The 18,758-nt window shown below is 59.4% G+C and carries 17 protein-coding genes and 1 riboswitch; of the genes, 11 read left to right on the forward strand and 6 right to left on the reverse strand.

The annotated features are described in order from the left end of the window. Nucleotides 1-16: 16 nt before the first annotated feature. Nucleotides 17-1,306 carry an L-seryl-tRNA(Sec) selenium transferase gene (gene selA, locus QP752_RS07895; protein ID WP_070479411.1) on the forward strand — a complete coding sequence of 430 codons (1,290 nt, stop codon included), beginning with the start codon at nt 17-19 and terminating at the stop codon, nt 1,304-1,306. 7 nt (nt 1,307-1,313) lie between these two features. Beyond that, nucleotides 1,314-3,086: a selenocysteine-specific translation elongation factor gene (selB, locus tag QP752_RS07900; RefSeq protein ID WP_284805213.1), complete on the forward strand. Its 1,773-nt coding sequence runs from the start codon at nt 1,314-1,316 to the stop codon at nt 3,084-3,086. An 18-nt stretch (nt 3,087-3,104) separates the two neighbouring features. Here the strand turns inward: selB and QP752_RS07905 are convergent, their stop codons facing one another. Genes QP752_RS07905 through QP752_RS07920 form a run of 4 tightly spaced genes read right to left on the reverse strand, consistent with a single transcriptional unit; the run spans nt 3,105 to nt 6,440 of the window. Then, a complete protein-coding gene (locus QP752_RS07905; RefSeq protein ID WP_070479414.1) occupies nt 3,105-3,530 on the reverse strand; it encodes a cupin domain-containing protein in 426 nt (141 codons plus the stop codon). A gap of 49 nt (nt 3,531-3,579) precedes the next feature. Then, nucleotides 3,580-4,593 (reverse strand): hypothetical protein, encoded by a 1,014-nt coding sequence (locus QP752_RS07910; RefSeq protein ID WP_141742278.1) that lies wholly within the window; start codon nt 4,591-4,593, stop codon nt 3,580-3,582. Nucleotides 4,594-4,631: 38 nt separating this feature from the next. Continuing rightward, nucleotides 4,632-5,519, reverse strand: coding sequence for a DMT family transporter (locus QP752_RS07915; RefSeq protein WP_070479420.1), 888 nt, complete (start codon nt 5,517-5,519; stop codon nt 4,632-4,634). A gap of 12 nt (nt 5,520-5,531) precedes the next feature. Beyond that, nucleotides 5,532-6,440 carry a DUF808 domain-containing protein gene (locus tag QP752_RS07920; RefSeq protein ID WP_070479422.1) on the reverse strand — a complete coding sequence of 303 codons (909 nt, stop codon included), beginning with the start codon at nt 6,438-6,440 and terminating at the stop codon, nt 5,532-5,534. A 268-nt stretch (nt 6,441-6,708) separates the two neighbouring features. Between QP752_RS07920 and QP752_RS07925 the strand changes: the two genes are divergently transcribed. The 8 genes from QP752_RS07925 (at nt 6,709) to QP752_RS07960 (ending at nt 15,408) form a co-directional block, all read left to right on the forward strand. Then, nucleotides 6,709-8,316: an ABC transporter substrate-binding protein gene (locus tag QP752_RS07925; protein ID WP_070479424.1), complete on the forward strand. Its 1,608-nt coding sequence runs from the start codon at nt 6,709-6,711 to the stop codon at nt 8,314-8,316. Nucleotides 8,317-8,434: 118 nt separating this feature from the next. Further along, nucleotides 8,435-9,361: an ABC transporter permease gene (locus QP752_RS07930; protein ID WP_070362704.1), complete on the forward strand. Its 927-nt coding sequence runs from the start codon at nt 8,435-8,437 to the stop codon at nt 9,359-9,361. Beyond that, on the forward strand, nt 9,354-10,319 hold the full coding sequence (locus tag QP752_RS07935) for an ABC transporter permease (protein ID WP_083290976.1): 966 nt from the start codon (nt 9,354-9,356) through the stop codon (nt 10,317-10,319). The genes QP752_RS07930 and QP752_RS07935 overlap by 8 nt, the downstream gene beginning before the upstream one ends. Further along, nucleotides 10,316-11,995 (forward strand): ABC transporter ATP-binding protein, encoded by a 1,680-nt coding sequence (locus tag QP752_RS07940; protein WP_070479428.1) that lies wholly within the window; start codon nt 10,316-10,318, stop codon nt 11,993-11,995. The genes QP752_RS07935 and QP752_RS07940 overlap by 4 nt, the downstream gene beginning before the upstream one ends. A 97-nt stretch (nt 11,996-12,092) precedes the next feature. After that, a riboswitch (TPP riboswitch) is annotated at nt 12,093-12,208 on the forward strand. Next, nucleotides 12,204-12,803: an ECF transporter S component gene (locus tag QP752_RS07945; RefSeq protein ID WP_070362701.1), complete on the forward strand. Its 600-nt coding sequence runs from the start codon at nt 12,204-12,206 to the stop codon at nt 12,801-12,803. Its footprint overlaps the riboswitch before it by 5 nt. A 5-nt stretch (nt 12,804-12,808) precedes the next feature. Then, nucleotides 12,809-14,167 carry an ABC transporter ATP-binding protein gene (locus QP752_RS07950; RefSeq protein ID WP_284805217.1) on the forward strand — a complete coding sequence of 453 codons (1,359 nt, stop codon included), beginning with the start codon at nt 12,809-12,811 and terminating at the stop codon, nt 14,165-14,167. Continuing rightward, on the forward strand, nt 14,164-14,925 hold the full coding sequence (locus QP752_RS07955; protein ID WP_070362699.1) for an energy-coupling factor transporter transmembrane protein EcfT: 762 nt from the start codon (nt 14,164-14,166) through the stop codon (nt 14,923-14,925). Before QP752_RS07950 ends, QP752_RS07955 begins: the two co-directional genes overlap by 4 nt. Before the next feature lie 3 nt (nt 14,926-14,928). Next, a complete protein-coding gene (locus QP752_RS07960; protein WP_070362698.1) occupies nt 14,929-15,408 on the forward strand; it encodes a (d)CMP kinase in 480 nt (159 codons plus the stop codon). On the opposite strand, the gene QP752_RS07965 is transcribed toward QP752_RS07960, so the two are convergent. Together QP752_RS07965 and QP752_RS07970 are read right to left on the reverse strand one after the other, a co-directional pair. Next, complete coding sequence (locus QP752_RS07965) at nt 15,405-15,941, reverse strand: DUF402 domain-containing protein (protein WP_070362697.1); 537 nt, start codon at nt 15,939-15,941, stop codon at nt 15,405-15,407. The two genes, QP752_RS07960 and QP752_RS07965, sit on opposite strands and share 4 nt — an antisense overlap. Before the next feature lie 7 nt (nt 15,942-15,948). Continuing rightward, entirely contained in the window at nt 15,949-16,638 is a 690-nt protein-coding gene (locus QP752_RS07970) for a hypothetical protein (protein WP_070479429.1), read from the reverse strand. A gap of 181 nt (nt 16,639-16,819) precedes the next feature. On the opposite strand from QP752_RS07970, the gene typA reads away from it, so the two are divergent. After that, nucleotides 16,820-18,736: a translational GTPase TypA gene (gene typA, locus QP752_RS07975; RefSeq protein WP_284805221.1), complete on the forward strand. Its 1,917-nt coding sequence runs from the start codon at nt 16,820-16,822 to the stop codon at nt 18,734-18,736. The last annotated feature ends 22 nt before the right edge of the window (nt 18,737-18,758 follow it).

Below are 18,758 nucleotides of genomic sequence, written 5' to 3' on the forward strand. Positions count from 1 at the left end.
TTGTAAGGGGAAGCACATGAATGATCCTCGCCGTCGAATCCCTCGCACAGACGCACTGCTTACGCTTGCAGCGCAGGAGCACACCGCGTTGGCGCCACACGCGCTTAAGGCGCTCGCAGGGAAGTTGCAGCAGCGCGCCCGCGACGGCGAGATCACCCCTGAAGAGGTCACCCCGGAGTTTCTCCACGCTTGTCGACGCCACCCCGGGTCCCTGACGCCAGTCCTCAACGCAACTGGCGTGGTTGTGCACACCAACATCGGCAGAGCACCGCTTGCCCCGCAGGCAATAGACGCGATGGTGGATGCCGCGCAATATGTGGATGTAGAGATGGACCTCGCAGCAGGCGTTCGATCCCGCGATAGAGGCAGGGCGGCCACGGATGCAATCCTGGCTGCATGTCCAGCGGCGGAGGACGCACTGGTAGTAAATAATGGCGCAGCGGCGTTACTCCTTGCCGTGGCTACGTTCGCCGAGGGGCGTGACGTCGTTATCTCTCGCGGCGAACTCATCGAGATTGGGGCGGGGTTCCGCCTGCCTGAGCTCATTGAGAGCGCACGAGTGTCTTTGGTTGAAGTCGGCGCGACAAACCGTACGCATCCCTTTGACTATGAGCGGGCGCTCGACAACGCGGGAGCGGTGCTGAAGGTGCATCCCTCGAACTACAGGGTGCACGGGTTTACCGCGGAGACCACTATCGCGCAGCTTCGCGAGCTTGTCCGGCCCCGCGGCTGCGCCCTGATCGCTGACATCGGCTCGGGCCTGCTTCACCCTGATCCGCTGCTGCCGGACGAGCCAGATGCCACCACAGCTTTGCGCGATGGCGCGGACGTGGTGCTGTTTTCCGGCGACAAACTACTTGGTGGGCCGCAGGCAGGCGTTATGGTCGGAACGAAGAACGCCATTGCGAAGCTGAAGCGGCACCCGCTGGCGCGCGCAGTGCGCATCGACAAGCTGCGCCTCGCTGCGCTGGAGGCAAGCCTGAACATCGCCAGCACACCAGTCCACGACTACCTACACGCAAACTCCGACCAGCTCAAAGCCCGCGCAGTAGCGATTGCAGCGGAGGTTGGAGGCAGTGTGGTTCCGCACGACGGCCGCGTTGGAGGAGGCGGCGCGCCGGGCTTCCCACTGCCCGGTTGGGCTGTTGCGCTTGATCAGTCGTTGGCAGCCCCGCTACGGGCAGGTACCCCGGTTGTGCTCGGACGTGTCCACGAGAATGAGTTGTTGATTGACCTGCGCTGCGTGCCACCCGAGCGCGACCACGAGATCGCAGCCGCGATTCGAGCGGCCCAAGGAAAGGACTGAGTGTTACGTGTTTGTAGTTGCGACAGCTGGCCACGTCGACCATGGAAAGTCCACCCTGGTCAAAGCGCTTACCGGAATGGAACCGGACCGCTGGGAGGAAGAGAAAGACCGGGGGCTCACGATCGACCTCGGGTTCGTGTGGACCAACGTCGATGGCGAAGACATCGCGTTCGTGGACGTCCCCGGGCACGAGCGCTTCATCGCGAACATGCTCGCGGGTGTTGGGCCAGTCACGGATGTCTTGTTTGTCGTCGCTGCGGACGAGGGCTGGATGCAGCAAACATTGGATCACCGGGACGCTATCGACGCGTTCGGCGTCCAGCACGGTGTTATCGCGATGACACGGGTGGATAAGGCGGATGCTGGGCGTCGACAAGCTGTGGCTGAAGAAACTCGACGGAATGTCGCTGGTACCAGTATGGAGCGTTGGCCTGTCGTCGAAGTTTCTGCCAAGACGGGCGAGGGGGTTGAAGAACTCAGGAGCGCGCTTGTGACGATGCTGCGGCAACAGCCGACGGCGGACCCTGCCGGGCGAATCCGGATGTGGGTCGACAGGGCGTTTCACATCAAAGGCGCCGGCACCGTTGTTACGGGGACGCTCACCAATGGAACAATTCAACCTGGGCAGACGCTGACGCTACAGACCGCTGCAGGTCAACGCGAAGTCACCGTGCGTGGTATCCAGTCGGAGGACACCGCAGTTGAAGAAGCCAAGCCGACGATGCGCGTCGCGCTCAACCTTCGCGGAGTGAGCGTCGACGAAGTTTCGCGTGGCGCGGCGCTGTGCACGCCAGAGAAGTGGCACACGACCTCTGTGGTGGATGTGCGCCATACCCACGGGGCTGCACTGAACGACGTGCCGCAGGAGGTTGTGGTGCACGTCGGTACTGCAGGAGTCAGCGCGAAAGTGCGACCGTTCGGTGCAAAGCACGCCAGGCTCATCCTCGAGTACGACCTGGTGCTGAGCATCGGGGACCGGTTGGTGCTGCGAGGCTCCGGTGCGCAGCAAATTCTCGGCGGGGTAGAGGCTATCGACGTCGACCCGCCCGCCCTTCCCCGGCGCGGCGACGGGCGGAAGCGCTCGGCGCAGCTTGAGACGCTGCCGGATATCAACGTGGAGATCGCCAGACGGGTGGCAGTGCGGCCAGAACTGTTGGCAAGCCTTGGATTTGAGGTCGGCGATAAGCCCCCGCAAGGTACCGTGGCGTTCGCTGGGTACTGGATCCGCGCGCAGCAGGTAATGGAGTGGAAAGACACGTTGCTGCAGGCATTGCAAGCACACCTTGCGGCGCATCCGCTGTCGGCTGGGTTAGCTACTGGCGCGGCCGTTGAAGCTCTGCATCTGCCAGACGCGAAGCTGTTGCCGCTTGCTGTCGCCGCTGCGAAACTCAACACTCGCGACGGGTACGTCTGCAACACCGCCGAGGTCGATCTTGGGGAGGCGGAGCCAGGGGTCCAGAAACTCGAGGCGCAGCTTCGTGCCCATCCATTTAAGGCGCCCGAGGCGCGCGATCTCGAACAGCTCGGCCTGGGGGCGAAAGAGCTTGCGGCAGCGGAGCGGGCCGGAAGGATTCTACGGCTCGGCGACGGCGTAGTCGTTGCCGCAGATGCGATCACGCTTGCAACCGCGAGGCTGCGGGACTTACCTCAGCCGTTCCGCACGACGGACGCGCGCCAGGCGCTCGAGACAACCCGCCGCGTTGCCATCCCGCTGCTCGAGCTTCTAGACGCACGCGGAATCACCCGCCAGATAGAGGCGGGTGTTCGAGTGCTGACGTAGCAGCCTCGTTCGGCTGTTCTAGTGTTCGTGCTCGTCTGCGTCCGCGTCGGCCTTCGTCTCGTGGACAGTGCCAGGCTTATGCTCTGGAGCGGCGTAGATTGAGTACACCTTCGCCGGGGCGTCGGACTCGTTCACGAAGTTGTGCCACTGGCCAGCAGGAACGAACGCTGCGTCATCGTCGCCGATGACCTTGTCAACAGTCAGATTATCTTCGGATGGGCCGATCATCGCGCGCAGCTCGCCGGATTCGACGCGAATGAACTGGTCGTGATCGTCGTGAATCTCTGCGCCAATCTCGCCACCTGCTGGGATGCTCATGACCGTCAGCTGAAGGTGCTTTCCGGTCCACAGAGTGTCACGAAATGCATCGTTATCAAGCGTTGCCTGCTCAATGTCGAACGTAACTGGGTTCGGCCCGTGGTCAGTGCGCAAAATCTTGGACATGATTCCTCCTCGCAAATAGGTTCGGTTTCACTCCACAGCATAGCGCGCTTTAGGGCTTGCGGTGCCGGCCTGCGTCTTGGCTGCGGCGCCGCCGTGCTTTTTGAACCTCGGTCAGGTAATCGCCGTCGTCGCTGCTAGGGGGCTCAGCAGTAGCTGTCTCAGCAAGTATCGACGCCTCTTCGTCCTCCACGACGTCGATGTCCACCAGCGGTGCAGGCTCAGCACCCTGAGTGTTCGTTCGCGGCCGGGTAGGAACTGCGGCACGGGAACGATCAACGGTGACAGCCCACGAGCCGTCGGGGAACTGAACCGTCTCGAATTGTTTCCCACCGTCCGGGCCAGAGTGCGTGAGGTCAGGCACGTGCAGCCACATCGGGTCTGCTGCGTCTGAATAATCAGCAATGTCGAGGGCCGCCATGCCATCCAAGAAAAATGCGCGGGCGACTATACATCCGTTGTCGGGCGAAGGGGCGTCGAGAAGCATGGCACGAACATCGTCACGGTCAGCTGCCGAGACGCAGCCGAGCACGCGCTCACCCAACGTCACTACGACGTCGGCGTCACCCGCGGTTTGTAGTCCAACAAACCACTGGCCCGGCGCCAGGCTTGCGAGTTGCTCCGCGCTGAACTCGCCTCGTTCCGTATCGATGATCGCCATGTCACCGCTTGGCAGCACAAGGCAATCAGGACCCGCATTGTTGCGGGGGACAGCGAGCTGAGGCGGTGGCAAAATCACATCGACGGCGAACTTGCCGTGCTCAGCATCGAACTTCACCGCAGCCAACGTCATCGGTAGCAGCTGAGACTGATGGATTCGCTCCATGTCGACGTAACGGGCGCGGTCGAATTGAGCAACCTCTCCAAGAACACCGGCGCCGAGCCTTCGTACCCGCCAGTTTTCCTCGACCGCGTTTGGCTCGAGCACTACAGGCACGTATGACGTGTGGCGCGTGCCGCCGAATTCAGCAAACAAAGGCGACTGCACGACGTCAACGACAGTCACCTCCTCGCCGGCGCCCCACGTCGATGGCGCAAGCGGGTACACGGGGAGAGAGAGTTCCACAGCGTCATACTCCTATCTGCATCCAAAAAGTCACAACCTCATTGCTGCGGCCAGCGCCGCGGGGCCTGTTCAACAGGCGGTGGGGGAGCAGCGCCAAACCATGCGATTACAACACCCGCGACCGTGACACACAAGATACCTAACACCAGATGGGGAGTGAGCACGTCACCGCGAAACACCACGCCGAGAACCGTGCCCAGCACCGGCTCCATCGCGAACAACGTGCCGACAATCTGCGCCGATGTAAACCGTGCAGCCAGCGTGTCCGCCATATAGGGGATGACGACGCCAACGAAGCCCGCCAACGTCAGGAGCATCCAGCTATGCGCATCGAGCTTGACTGCATCATGAATTGAAAAAGGCAACGTAAGCAGAGCTGCGATCGTGATTGCGATTGCAAGCTCTCCCATTCCACCCGAGGACTTGCCCACCTTTTCCGCGAAGATTGTGTAGAGCGCGCAGAACGCGGCGCCGCACAACGCGAACACCACTCCCAGGGGATTGAGCCCCGACGAAGGCCCAGCAATCAATACAACCCCGGCGAGAGCAACCAGCGCCCACAGCCGAATCCACCATTGCCGAATACCAAAAAATGTCACGCAGCACGGGCCCAAGAAATCGATAGTGATTGCAGCACCCAGGGGGATACGCGCGATAGCTGCGTACAAAAACTGATTCATCAGCGCGATCGACGCGCCGAAGATGAATGCCTGCTTCCACTGCTCTTTCGACATCTCACGGGGGTTCGGCCGAAAAAGTACGAGAAGAATAACGGCGCCCAGCAAGAAGCGCAGTGTTGAGATGCTGACGGTACTAGCGACGACGAACAGGGAAGCAGCTAGCAACGCGGAGACCTGATTACCCAAGGACCCAACGAAGATAAGGCCGATGGGGCGAACCAACGTACGGGTCGAGCGCGCTGCCATGGAATCTTCCCCTTACCGGACGCGCCGAATCGCGGACACCACACCGACCACGATCAGGCCAACTACCAGGCCCGCGGTCAGAGAAATCCCAGTCTCCACGAACCAACCAAGGACACCGTTATGCACGGCGTTCACAGCGCGTTCGATTACCTCATGGATCACATGCAGTCCAAAGACCTCGTCGAGGCCCCGAAGGATGAGGTGGCCTCCGACCCACAACATCGCCACGGTGCCGATCACACCGATCGCCGAAAGCACAACGGGCATTGACTTCACCATCGCGTGGCCCAGTCTCGCTGCACGATCGCGCTGAATCATTGCACGGCCAATGTCATCGATCTTGACCAGGAGTGCCACTGCACCGTAGACCGCAAGGGTGATAAAAATGCCCACTGCGATGAGCACCGCAGCTTCCATCCAAATAGATTGATCCGCCACCTCGTCAAGGGAGATGATCATGATCTCCGCACTTAAAATGAGGTCTGTTCGAATTGCGCTTTTCACCAGTGCGTCTTCGTCCTGAGCAGTACGGTGTACGGCCGCCTCTTCGTCAGCCTCAACATCACTGGTCAATTTGTGCACGATCTTCTCGGCGCCCTCGAAACATAAATATGTGCCACCAATCATCAAAATTGGCACCAGTGCCCACGGCGCAAACGCGTTGAGTGCCAACGCGATCGGCAAAATGATGAGCAGCTTGTTCCGTAGTGAACCTTTCGTGATCTTCCAGATCATTGGAAGTTCGCGCGCCGGGGTGACGCCGGAAACGTATTGGGGCGTGACGGCGGCGTCGTCGATGACGACGCCTGCAGCTTTGGCGGACGTTTTCGCCGTGAGGGAAGCCACATCGTCCGCAGAAGAAGCTGCGGTTCTGGCAATGAGGGCGACGTCGTCAAAGAGGGCGAGGAGACCTCCGGCCATGTGTATTTCCCTTCCTAGGAATCGTTGCGGTGGGCGACCGAAAGTCTACACGGCGCTCTCTAGATACCTTTGTGCGCTCAAGGGCGAAGGGGCTGTGAAAAGGCTGTCAGTAAGCACCCCCAAAAGTGTAGAACCATGTCAGAAACCTGAATTATTTACCAATGTCGCAGTCTTATGTGGTGGAATAGAATGCATCTCATCAAGTGTGATGTAGTCCACTTGAGTGGAGGTAATTGAAGCTAGCTAACAACAATCTGAAGGAGGCGCTGTGCGTACAGTAAAAGCTGCAGCGATCTTGGCGGTAGGAACCCTCACACTCGGATTGGCTGCGTGTGGTGGATCCGGCAACGACGAGGCCGCAAGCGGTCAGGGTGAGTCGACCGGTGGCGACAACTATGTACTGGCATACGGCACCGAGCCGCAGAACCCGCTGATCCCGGGCAACACGAATGAGGTCGGTGGCGGACGCATCATCGACGAGATCTTCTCTGGCCTCATCTACTACGACACTGAGGGTAAGACCCATAACGACCTTGCAGAGTCCATCGACCTTGAGGGCGACACCCTCTACAAAGTCACGCTGAAGGACGGCGTGAAGTGGCAGGACGGAACTCCAGTTACGGCGAACGACTTTGTTGACGCATGGAACTACATCGTTGCGAATTCGCTGCTCGGCGAGAGCTTCTTTGAATCCATCAAGGGCTACGACCCAGAGGGCGTGCCAACCCTTGAGGGCCTCAACGTCATCGACGACAAGACCTTTACCATCGAGCTGAGCCAGCCTGAGGCAGACTTCCCAACCCGCCTCGGCTACTCCGCGTTCTTCCCAATGCACCCTTCGGCGTTCGAAGACATCGACGCCTACGGTGAGAACCCAATTTCCAACGGCCCGTACAAGCTGGCGGAGTGGAACCACAACCAGGACGCAACCATCGTTCCGAATGAGGAGTACGCCGGCGACAAGAAGCCGCAGAACGACGGCGTGACTTTCGTCTTCTACGCACAGCAGGATGCTGCATACGCTGACCTGCTCGCGGGCAACCTGGACGTCCTCGACGCTATTCCAGATTCCGCATTCGCAAGCTACGAAACGGAGTTGGGTGACCGCGCAGTAAACCAGCCGTCGGCTATCTTCCAGTCCTTCACCATTCCGGAGAACCTGGAGCACTTCAACGGTGAGGAAGGACAGCTGCGTCGTCAAGCCATCTCGATGGCGATCGACCGCGACGAGATCACGAAGACGATCTTCCAGGGCACCCGCACCCCGGCGACCGACTTCACCTCGCCAGTCATCCCTGGCCACTCTGACTCGCTCAACGGGGCAGAGGTACTCGAGTACAACCCAGAGGAAGCAAAGCGCCTGTGGGCTGAAGCAGACAAGATCAAACCATTCACCGGCGAGTTCTCCTTGTCCTACAACGCTGATGGCGGCCACCAGGCATGGGTCGATGCAGTTGCAAACTCCATCCGCAACACCCTTGGCATCGATGCAGTTGGCAACGCATACCCAGACTTCAAGTCCCTGCGTGATGACGTCACGAATAGGACCATCAAGGGCGCATTCCGTACCGGCTGGCAGGCAGACTACCCATCGCTGGGTAACTTCCTGAGCCCGCTGTACGCCTCCAATGGTGGTTCCAACGACGGTGACTACGCTAACCCTGAGGTGGACAACCTGCTGAAGGAAGCCGCTGCTGCAGGCGACGTCGAAGCCGCTACACCTATCTACAACAAGGTGCAGGAGCAGCTCCTGAAGGACTTGCCGGCAGTTCCACTGTGGTACGCGAACGTCAACGGTGGCTCCTCGGAGAACGTTGAGAACGTCGCGTTCAACTGGAAGTCCGTTCCGGTGTACACGCAAATCACCAAGAAGTAACAAAACCCCTACGCTCTGACCCATCCCACCCCGCCTGCGTACAAGCATGCGGGGTGTTGGGTTTGGGTGCGTCCATAAGCTCATGTTCAAAACGAAGAATTAAGGAGAGCCTGCAACCATGTTGCGATATATCGGGCGACGGCTCCTTCAGATGATTCCCGTGTTCTTTGGGGCCACGCTGCTGCTCTATGCGCTGGTGTTCCTCATGCCCGGTGATCCTGTCCAGGCCCTCGGCGGCGATCGTGGCTTGACCGAGGCCGCGAGAGCGCGCATTGAAGCCGAATACAACCTCGATAAACCTTTCATCGTCCAGTACCTGCTCTATCTGAAGGGCATTATGGTTGGCGACTTCGGAAAGACTTTCTCTGGCCAGCCCGTCGCCTCTGTGATGGCAAATGCGTTTCCGGTAACCATCAAGCTCGGCCTGATGGCACTCGCGTTTGAGGCGTTCTTCGGCATTCTCTTCGGATTCTTCGCAGGAATCCGCCGCGGTGGAATTTTTGATTCGACCGTGCTGGTTGTGTCCCTGTTCGTAATCGCAGTGCCGTCCTTTGTCATCGGCTTCGTGCTGCAGTACCTCGTGGGCGTGCGGTGGGGCTTGCTCCCCGTAACAGTGGGCAGGAATGAGTCTTTCATTGCCTTGTTGATGCCTGCCGTCGTGTTGGGTGCCTTATCGTGCGCGTACGTGATTCGATTGACCAGACAATCCATCAGCGATAACCTCCGCGCGGACTATGTGCGCACCGCACGTGCTAAGGGTCTGTCTAAGGGCACAGTGATGTCCCGCCACGTGCTGCGAAACTCCCTCATTCCAGTGGTGACGTTCTTGGGCGCTGACCTCGGCGCGCTCATGGGCGGTGCGATTGTGACAGAAGGCATCTTCGGCATCAACGGTGTCGGTGGCACGATCTACCAGGCCATCATTAAAGGTGAGCCCGCGACAGTCGTGTCCTTTACCACCGTGCTGGTGATCATCTACATCGTTGCCAACCTGATAGTTGACCTGCTCTACGCAGTACTTGACCCAAGGATCCGCTATGCATAACTCTCAAGATCTCACAGCAGCTGCCCGCGCTGGGCAGGAGTATTTCATCGCGGAAACGGACGAAACCGGACTCGGTGCTGTTGACGCAGTACAGGACGAGTCCGCTCCCACAAGTCAGTGGGGAGAGGCCTGGCGCGCGTTGCGACGCCGTCCTCTGTTTTGGGTATCCGCACTCCTGATTTTGTTCGCCATTCTGCTTGCCCTGGTGCCGGGCCTGTTTACTAGCGTGGACCCGCGTGAGTGCATGTTGTCTCGCTCACTTGGCGCGCCGGAGTCCGGTCACCCGTTTGGCTTTGACCGTCAAGGCTGCGACATTTACGCTCGCACAATTTATGGTGCGCGTGCATCGGTCACAGTCGGTGTGCTTACTACGATCGTCGTGACGGTCCTAGGTTCGCTGATCGGCGCGATCGCCGGTTTCTACGGCGGTATCTGGGACACCTTGCTGTCTCGCCTGACGGATATCTTCTTCGCTGTACCACTCGTGCTGGCAGCGATCGTGGTGATGTCCATGTTCCAGAACCAGCGCTCCATCTGGATGGTGGTGTTCGCGCTCTCTATGTTCGGTTGGACACAGATCGCGAGAATCGCGCGAGGCGCGGTGATGGGTGTGAAGAACGACGAGTTCGTCACCGCGGCACGCGCGCTCGGAGCGAGTGACGTGCGGATTATCTTCTCGCACATCCTGCCCAACGCGGCAGCACCGATCATTGTGTACGCTACCGTCGCGCTGGGTACGTTCATCGTCGCAGAGGCAACGCTGTCGTTCCTCGGCATCGGTTTGCCGACGACAGTCGTGTCGTGGGGCGGCGATATTTCTGCCGCACAGGCATCCCTGAGGACCCAGCCCATGGTGCTGTTCTACCCTGCAATTGCTTTGGCACTGACAGTGCTGAGCTTCATCATGATGGGTGACGCCGTACGCGACGCCCTTGACCCTAAATCGAGGAAACGATGAGCGAGTTACAAGATCAACCGCTACTCGAGATAGCGGACCTGAAAGTTACATTCGAGTCAACTACCGGTGTTGTCGAAGCGGTGCGTGACTTCGACCTGACGGTGTATCCAGGCCAGTCGATCGCTATCGTGGGCGAGTCCGGGTCGGGAAAGTCCACTGCAGCGATGTCCATCCTGGGATTGTTGCCCGGAACAGGCAAGGTCACCAATGGTTCCATCAAGCTCAACGGTGAAGAGCTCACCGAGCTTGATGAGAAGGGGTGGCAGAAGGTCCGGGGTAACAAGATTGGTCTGGTGCCACAGGACCCGATGAGCAACCTCAATCCAGTATGGAGGATTGGCACACAGGTAGAGGAGTCCCTTCGCGCAAACCATGTTGTGGAGGGCTCTGAACGTCACGCACGCGTCGTCCAACTGCTCGAGGAAGCGGGACTTCCAGAGGCCGAACGCCGCGCCAAACAGTACCCGCACGAGTTCTCGGGTGGTATGCGACAGCGTGCGCTCATCGCTATCGGTCTCGCGGCACGCCCAGAGTTGTTGATTGCCGACGAGCCAACATCCGCGTTGGATGTGACGGTGCAGAAGAAGATTCTCGACCACCTGGAGACGCTGACGGAGGAACTCGGCACAGCGCTGCTGTTCATCACGCACGACTTGGGACTGGCCGCCGAGCGCGCAGATCACCTGCTAGTCATGCACCGCGGACGCATCGTTGAAAAAGGCCCGAGCCTGCAGATTCTGCGCAACCCGCAGCACCCGTACACGAAGCGCCTCGTTACTGCCGCACCTTCCTTGGCATCCGCTCGTATCCAGAGCGCGAAAGCTCAGGGCATTGAGTCCAGCGAGGAGCTCGCCTCGGGACACCACGACTCCGAAGAAGTGGTGCTGAGCGTGCAGAACTTGGTGAAAGAGTTCGACGTCCGTGGGCAGAAGGGCAAGCAGAAGGTGCTTCGTGCTGTAGACGACGTCACGTTCGATGTTCGCCGCGGCACAACGCTTGCGCTCGTCGGTGAGTCCGGCTCCGGTAAGTCCACGGTGGCGAACATGGCGCTTCGCCTCTTGGAGCCAACGAGTGGCCGTGTCTTGTTTGAAGGACAAGATATCGCGAAGCTTAAAGGGCGCGAGTTGTTTGAAATGCGCCGCAAAATGCAGGTGGTGTTCCAGAATCCATATGGTTCGCTGGACCCGATGTATTCCATTTACCGCTGCATTGAGGAACCGTTGACGCTGCACAAGGTCGGTAACCGAAAGGAGCGCGAGGCGCGAGTCGCCGAGTTGCTTGATTTGGTGCAGATGCCGCGATCGGCGATGCGTCGATACCCGAATGAGCTATCCGGTGGCCAGCGCCAGCGCATCGCAATTGCACGCGCGATGGCATTGGGTCCGGAAGTGATTGTCCTCGACGAGGCTGTTTCGGCGTTGGACGTGCTCGTTCAAAACCAGATTCTCCAGTTGCTGACTCAGCTGCAGGAGGAGATGCGCCTTTCATATCTGTTCATCACTCACGACCTAGCGGTGGTTCGCCAGACTGCTGATGACATTGTGGTGATGCGGCAGGGTAAGGCAGTGGAGCAGGGCCGGGCCGATGACATCTTCGATAACCCTCAGGATCCGTACACACAGAACCTGATTAATTCGGTGCCTGGCCTCAACATTGAATTGGGAGTAGGAGAGTAGGTCCCACCTGCTGATTTGTTACGTGCGCTACGCCACAATCGCAGCGATGAATACTGCGATTGTGGCGTAGCGTTTAGGGAATGTACAGTATTGTCACAACTTCATACACGGGTGTCTTCGTTGGAGAGAAAAGCGAAGGCTGAGATGCACAAGCGAACCGTTGAACCTGATCCGGGTAATGCCGGCGTTTAGGAAGGAATGTAAGCGTATGAATACGCGTGGAAGCCATTCGTGGCGTGTCATTGATATTGTTACTGCAGCCGTTTTGGGGGTGGCATGCGGGCTCATTTTTTGGATGTGGAACAGCGTCGGGTACGCAGGATTTAAGGCCTTTGATGCGCTCACCCCGGGTCTTGGTGGCCTGTTCACCGGTATCTGGTTCCTCGGTGGCACGCTTGGTGGGTTGGTAATTCGCAAGCCTGGCGCTGCGGTGTTCGTGGAAGTGCTGGCGGCGTCTGTGTCCGCGGTCATCGGAAGCCAGTGGGGGATCGAGACGCTGTATTCAGGATTGGCACAGGGTCTCGGTGCAGAGATCGTGTTCCTGATCTTCGCCTACAAGAAGTTTTCGACGACTGTGGCGGTGCTTGCCGGTATGGGCAGCGCAGTGGGCGCGTTCGTGCTTGAGCTGTTCCTGTCTGCCAACTTCGCGATGGGCCTGGCGTTCAACGTGATTTACCTCAGCTGCATGCTGGTATCGGGCGCGTTGCTTGCTGGTATTGTTGCAAAACTCTTGGTTGATGCTCTGGCTAAGACTGGTGCGCTTGACCGCTTCGGTGCAGGACGCGAGCGGTTCCAACAGGAGGTGTAGCCTCGGTGGCTACGGGGGACCAGGTCATCCAGGCACAGGGCCTGGGCTATAAACACGCGACTCGCCCGAAGCCTGCGTTTACCGGGGTGGACTTGACCGTCTCTCGTGGGGAGCGCGTGCTGCTCACGGGAGACTCTGGCGCTGGCAAGTCAACGCTGCTTGCCGTTTTAGCTGGGTTGGCGGCAGATGGTGAGGAAGGCCAAGTTCTTGGCTCCGTGAGTGTCAACGGCACGGTTGGCATGGTGATGCAGGACCCAGAGGCACAAACGATTTTGACTCGCGTTGGCGACGACGTTGCGTTTGGTGCCGAGAATATGGGGATTCCGCCAGAGGAAATCTGGCCCCGTGTGCGCGCTGCGCTGGATGCAGTGGGCCTGGATGTGCCGTTGGACCACAACACCGCGCACCTTTCTGGTGGGCAGAAGCAGCGACTCACATTGGCGGGAGTATTGGCCATGGGCGCTGACATCATTCTGCTGGATGAGCCGACGGCAAACCTTGACCCGGAAGGGCGCGACGATGTTGTGCGGGCAGTCGATGCCGTGTGTCGCCGCACAGGGGCGACCTTGATTGTGGTGGAGCACCGACCTGCACACTGGGTAGGCTTCGTGGACACGTTCTACCACCTCACCGCGGATGGGCTACAGCGCAGCGGCCCGGATCAGCTCCCAATGCCACCGCAGTTGCCGCCAGCGTTGAAGGTCCCTGCCAGCGCGGTAAGCGCGCTGCGTACTGAGAATCTCCGGGTTGCATTCGGTTCACCCCGCAACATCGCGGTACCAGAGGGCTTTTCTACCGTGATTACAGGCAAGAACGGTGTTGGAAAGACGACGCTAGTGCAAGCGCTCGCTGGGCTCGTCGCGCCACTCAGTGGCACTTTGGAGTACTCGCCGCGGATTCGAAGCGGGCTGACTACACCGTCGCACCGCTGGAAGTCGAAGGACTTGGCCCAACGGATTGGCTATGTGTTCCAGGAACCGGAGCATCAGTTCGTGACCGCGAATGTGCGCGATGAAGTTGCGTTGTCGGGTGCGTCGGCACACCGCGTCGATGAGCTGTTGCAACGACTGAAGCTTGAACACGTAGTAGCAGCAAATCCCTTTACACTTTCAGGAGGAGAGAAGCGCAGGCTTTCGGTAGCGACTGCGCTAGTGAATGCCCCTGAGCTCCTCATTCTTGATGAGCCGACCTTTGGGCAGGATGACAAAACCTTTGTAGAGGTAGTTTCGTTGATCCGTGAGTTGGCCAACGAGGGGAAAACCATCATCTCAATTACTCACGATGAGGCCTTCGTCAGTTCGTTGGGCGACCATATGGAGGAGCTGCGCAACGAGATGAATGCGGAAGGCGGGGTGCGGGAATGAACGTGCTCAATGGGGTGAATCCGGTAACGCGGATTCTGGGATTGGCGTTGCTGACTACACCGCTTATGGTGACGATCGATTGGGTTTCTGCAGTTGTCGCCATTGCGTTTACGCTGGCAGTCGTGCCGCTGTGCGGGCTGTCATTTAGGACGTTTTTCAAACGCGCGTTACCAATTCTTGTTGTTGCCCCGCTCGCGGGTATCCCGATGGCGCTATACGGCCAGTCAGGTGGGGAAACCTACCTTGAGTGGGGTCTCATCCATGTGACGGAGCTGTCCATTTCGCTCGCATTATCAATGGTGCTTCGCGTGTTTGCCATTGCGCTGCCCGTCATTGTGTTGTCTGCGCACGTGGATCCAACGGATCTTGGCGATGGGCTGTCCCAGGTGTTGAAGCTGCCAGAGCGCTTCGTTCTGGGATCAGTCGCTGCGTTTCGTATGTTGACGCTGCTTCGTGAGGATGTTGAGGCGATGCGAATGGCGCGCCGTGCCCGTGGCATTGCTGATACGGGACGCGTGAAGTATTGGTTTTCGTTGGCCTTCGGCTTGCTGGTGATGTCTCTGCGCAGGGCAGGCAAGCTTGCTACCGCGATGGAGGCTCGCGCATTCGGCGGCCCGCAAAAGCGTACGTGGGCTCGAGAGTCGCGGCTTACCAGGCGCGATTGGGTTGTCATGGTTGTATGCATCGCTGTCGCGTGCGTCGCGCTGGGGCTTTCAGTTGCCACTGGGTACTTCCGGCCAGTGTGGAGCGTCTCGTAGCTCATGGCTTACACACTGCTTATCGACGGCCCCTCCGGCGCCGGCAAAACCACATTGGCTGAACAAATTGGTGCTGCGCTCAGCGTTCGAGTGGTGCATTGCGATGAGTTTTATCCTGGCTGGAGCGGGCTTGAAGAAGGATCCAGAATTGTGGAGCGGGATGTACTTTCGCTCAATGAGCCGGGATACTGGCGTTGGGACTGGGAGTGTCAACGCCGCGGGGAGTGGGTCAGCCTTGACCCAGAAGGCGACCTTATTATTGAGGGCGTTGGTGCAGTGACCGAGGCGTCGATCGCGGCGGCGCGGGCGCGTGGCTGTGTGAACACGCTGTGGGTAGAGGCGGCAGAGTCGCTGCGTCGTTCGCGGGCGTTGCAGCGTGACCCAGGGTATGCGCCGTTTTGGGATATGTGGGCGGCCCAGGAGCAGGAGCACAGAGCTAGGCGAGGTGCCGTTTACTTCGACGTGACTATTGAGCGGCGTTAGTCAGCCGGGGTGAGCGTGACGCGCTCTGCCCAAGTGAGGTCGATGCCGAGGCTGGAGAGCCACCGCATCGCGTCGTCGCCGTGGCGGGTAATTCCCTCGACGGCGTTGAGGGTCACTTCCATGGCGCGTTCAGCTTCTTCTGCAGTGATAAGCCCTGCGGACGTCGCCGCGGCAAGCTCGTCGATGTCAAGGACTTCGATCGGACGTCCGGTCAGGGACACTAGGTCGACGTAGAGGTCGCGCGTCTGCCAGACGCCATCTGTTTCGGTGATATCTGCGACGTCGAAGTAGAAATCTTGTTGTACATCGATGCCTTGGCGGAAGTGGAAGATGTTTGCGCGGAGACCAAGCGATGGAAGCAGCCAGCTTTCCAAGTATCCAAACCGTGGGTGGTTTGCGCCTCGGGCCATGTAGAGGCCGAAGTTGGTCGTCGTGAAGACATCCACCTGGCGCAGGAACCCCTTCGGATCGGTGTTGACCTTCGCGGAGATGTCGAAGGTTTCCTGCTTCACTGGATGAAGATCGACGGTCATAGGCTGGCTACCTTACGTTGAACTGTGCTGCTGCTGGGGCGAAGTGACAGACATTGTTTTCGGTGCGCGCGGCACCATTGATCACTGCGAGGACTCTGCCGGGCCCTGTTTTTGCGGTTGCGGACAGGGTGGTTGGTCCTGTTGGGTTTATCTGATTATTCGCAAGCGGCGTTACACCGGTCTTGCCCGAGTTGAGGTTGATCCAGTACGCGTTCATGAGGCCTTGACGCTCTGCCGCTGGTGGAGTACCGAGGGCGGTAAACACGAATGTGGCTTCCCCAGCTTTGGCGCCTGGGGCTGGTGCGGGTGCGGGTCCAGGTACAACGAGCGCGGAGGCCGTGGAGTGCAGGCCTGGACCGATGCAGTTACTAGAGACCGTCGGCCAGTAGAACTGCGTAAACGCCGGTGCGTCTTTTGGCAGTGGCGGGCCGCCAAGTTCGCCTGTACCGGCGAAGAAGTTTACGGCGGTGCGCAGTGCGTTAGCTACCTGTGGCGGTACGAAGGGTTGATCTGCGAATTGGTTGACACGAGCAACGGTGTTGTTCGTGGGGCGTCCGAGTCCATCAACCGCGGATGAGAGAGATGACGGGATGCTGGGCTGTTGAGCGCTCGCGAGTGGTGCAGTAACGAGGGCGCACGCAGCGCAGAGCGTAGTAAGGCGGATCGCGGCGCGACGCGTGAAGTGGGAGGGGCGCACGTGGTGACCTAACTTTCCTTCGCATGACAGGTAGGGTGGCCGTCGAAAAGCCATAACCCTAGTCACAATAGTCACTTTTGTAACAGGGTCAAGTGAGGAGCGGGCTACAAGGTGCATGTTTTGTGCTTTGCGAGTAGCATTTAACCGTTATTTCCACCTATGCGAAGGAGCACCGGTTTCAGTGTCGCATCCTGAATTTCGAAACGTAGCGATTGTCGCTCACGTTGACCACGGCAAGACTACATTGGTCAACGCAATGCTGGAGCAGTCCGGCGTATTCTCTGACCACGGCGAACACGGTGACCGCGTGATGGATTCCGGCGAGCTCGAGTCCGAGCGTGGCATCACCATTTTGGCGAAGAATACCGCTATCCGCCGCAAGGGGAAGGGCAAGAACGGTACAGACCTTGTTGTTAATGTGATCGATACGCCGGGTCACGCCGACTTCGGTGGTGAGGTCGAGCGTGGCCTGTCCATGGTTGACGGCGTTGTCTTGCTTATCGACGCCTCCGAAGGCCCGCTGCCGCAGACTCGTTTCGTGCTGGGCAAGGCGTTGGAAGCGAAGAAGCCGGTCATCATCTGCGTAAATAAGACCGACCGCCCGGATGCCCGCATTGACGAAGTCGTTGAAGAGGCCCAGGACTTGCTGCTTGAGCTTGGTGCGGGGCTGGAGGATCCGGAGGCAGCAGAGGCCGCGGAGAACCTGCTCGAGCTCCCTGTGCTGTACACGTCGGGTCGCGCTGGCCGGGCTTCGCTCGAGAACCCAGGCAACGGTAATCTGCCTGACAATGATGATCTGCTCCCGTTGTTCAACGTCATCTACGACGTGCTGCCGGAGCCTTCCGCTGAGATCGATGCACCGCTGCAGGCGCAGGTCACGAACCTTGACTCCTCTTCGTTCCTGGGCCGTATCGCGCTGATTCGCGTGTACAAGGGCACCGTCAAGAAGGGCGACACTGTTGCTTGGGTGCACTATGACGCCGAGGGTGAGCAGCACGTGAAGAACGTGAAGATTGCCGAGCTGCTGGTCACCGAGGGGCTCGACCGAGTTCCGGCGAAGGACGGCGTAGTTGCTGGCGATATTGCCGCTGTTTCCGGCATCGACGAAATCATGATTGGTGACACGCTGTGCGATGTCGACCACATTGAGCCGCTGGAGCGTATCAAGATCGATGACCCTGCAATTTCGATGACCATCGGCGTGAACACCTCGCCGATGGCTGGTCGCAACGGTGGCGATAAGCTGACCGCCCGCATGGTCAAGGCGCGCCTTGACCAGGAGCTTATCGGTAACGTCTCCATCAAGGTGTTGCCGACCGAGCGTCCGGACACCTGGGAAGTGCAAGGTCGCGGCGAGATGGCCCTGACCGTGCTGATTGAAACGATGCGTCGTGAAGGCTTTGAGCTGACCGTTGGTAAGCCGCAGGTCGTGACCAAGGAGATCGACGGCAAGGTGTACGAGCCGTACGACCACATGGTTATCGACGTCCCCTCCGAACACCAGGGCGCTGTTACCCAGCTGATGGCGGCCCGCAAGGGCCAGATGACGGCGATGGGCAACACGGGCTCCGGCGATTGGGTTCGCATGGAGTTCGATGTTCCGGCTCGTGGCCTGATTGGCTTCCGTACGACGTTTCTGACCGAGACCCGTGGCGCTGGCATTGCGAACTCCTACTCGATTGAGCACCGCCCATGGGCGGGCGAGATCAAGGGCCGTCCGACCGGTTCGCTGGTCGCTGACCGCTCTGGCCAGGTCACCGCGTACGCGCTGACGCAACTCGCGGACCGTGGCGATTTCTTCGTGGAGCCTGGTGCAGAGACCTACGAGGGCATGGTCGTTGGTGCGAACAACCGTGATGAGGATATGGACATCAACATCACGAAGGAAAAGAAGCTGACGAACATGCGCTCCGCAACCGCCGACGCGACCGTCACGTTGGCGAAGGCCCGTACGCTGTCCTTGGATGAGGCAATTGAGTTCTGCGACGAGGATGAGTGCGTTGAGGTCGCTCCGGAGGCGATGCGCGTGCGCAAGATCATCCTCGACTCCACAGAGCGTGGCCGTGCCCGTTCACGTGCAAAGCAGCGCAATAAGTAGTTACGCACTGGTGCGGTAGTAT

The sequence above is a fragment of the Corynebacterium sp. UMB10321 genome, assembly GCF_030228725.1.
Lineage (GTDB): Bacteria > Actinomycetota > Actinomycetes > Mycobacteriales > Mycobacteriaceae > Corynebacterium > Corynebacterium pseudogenitalium.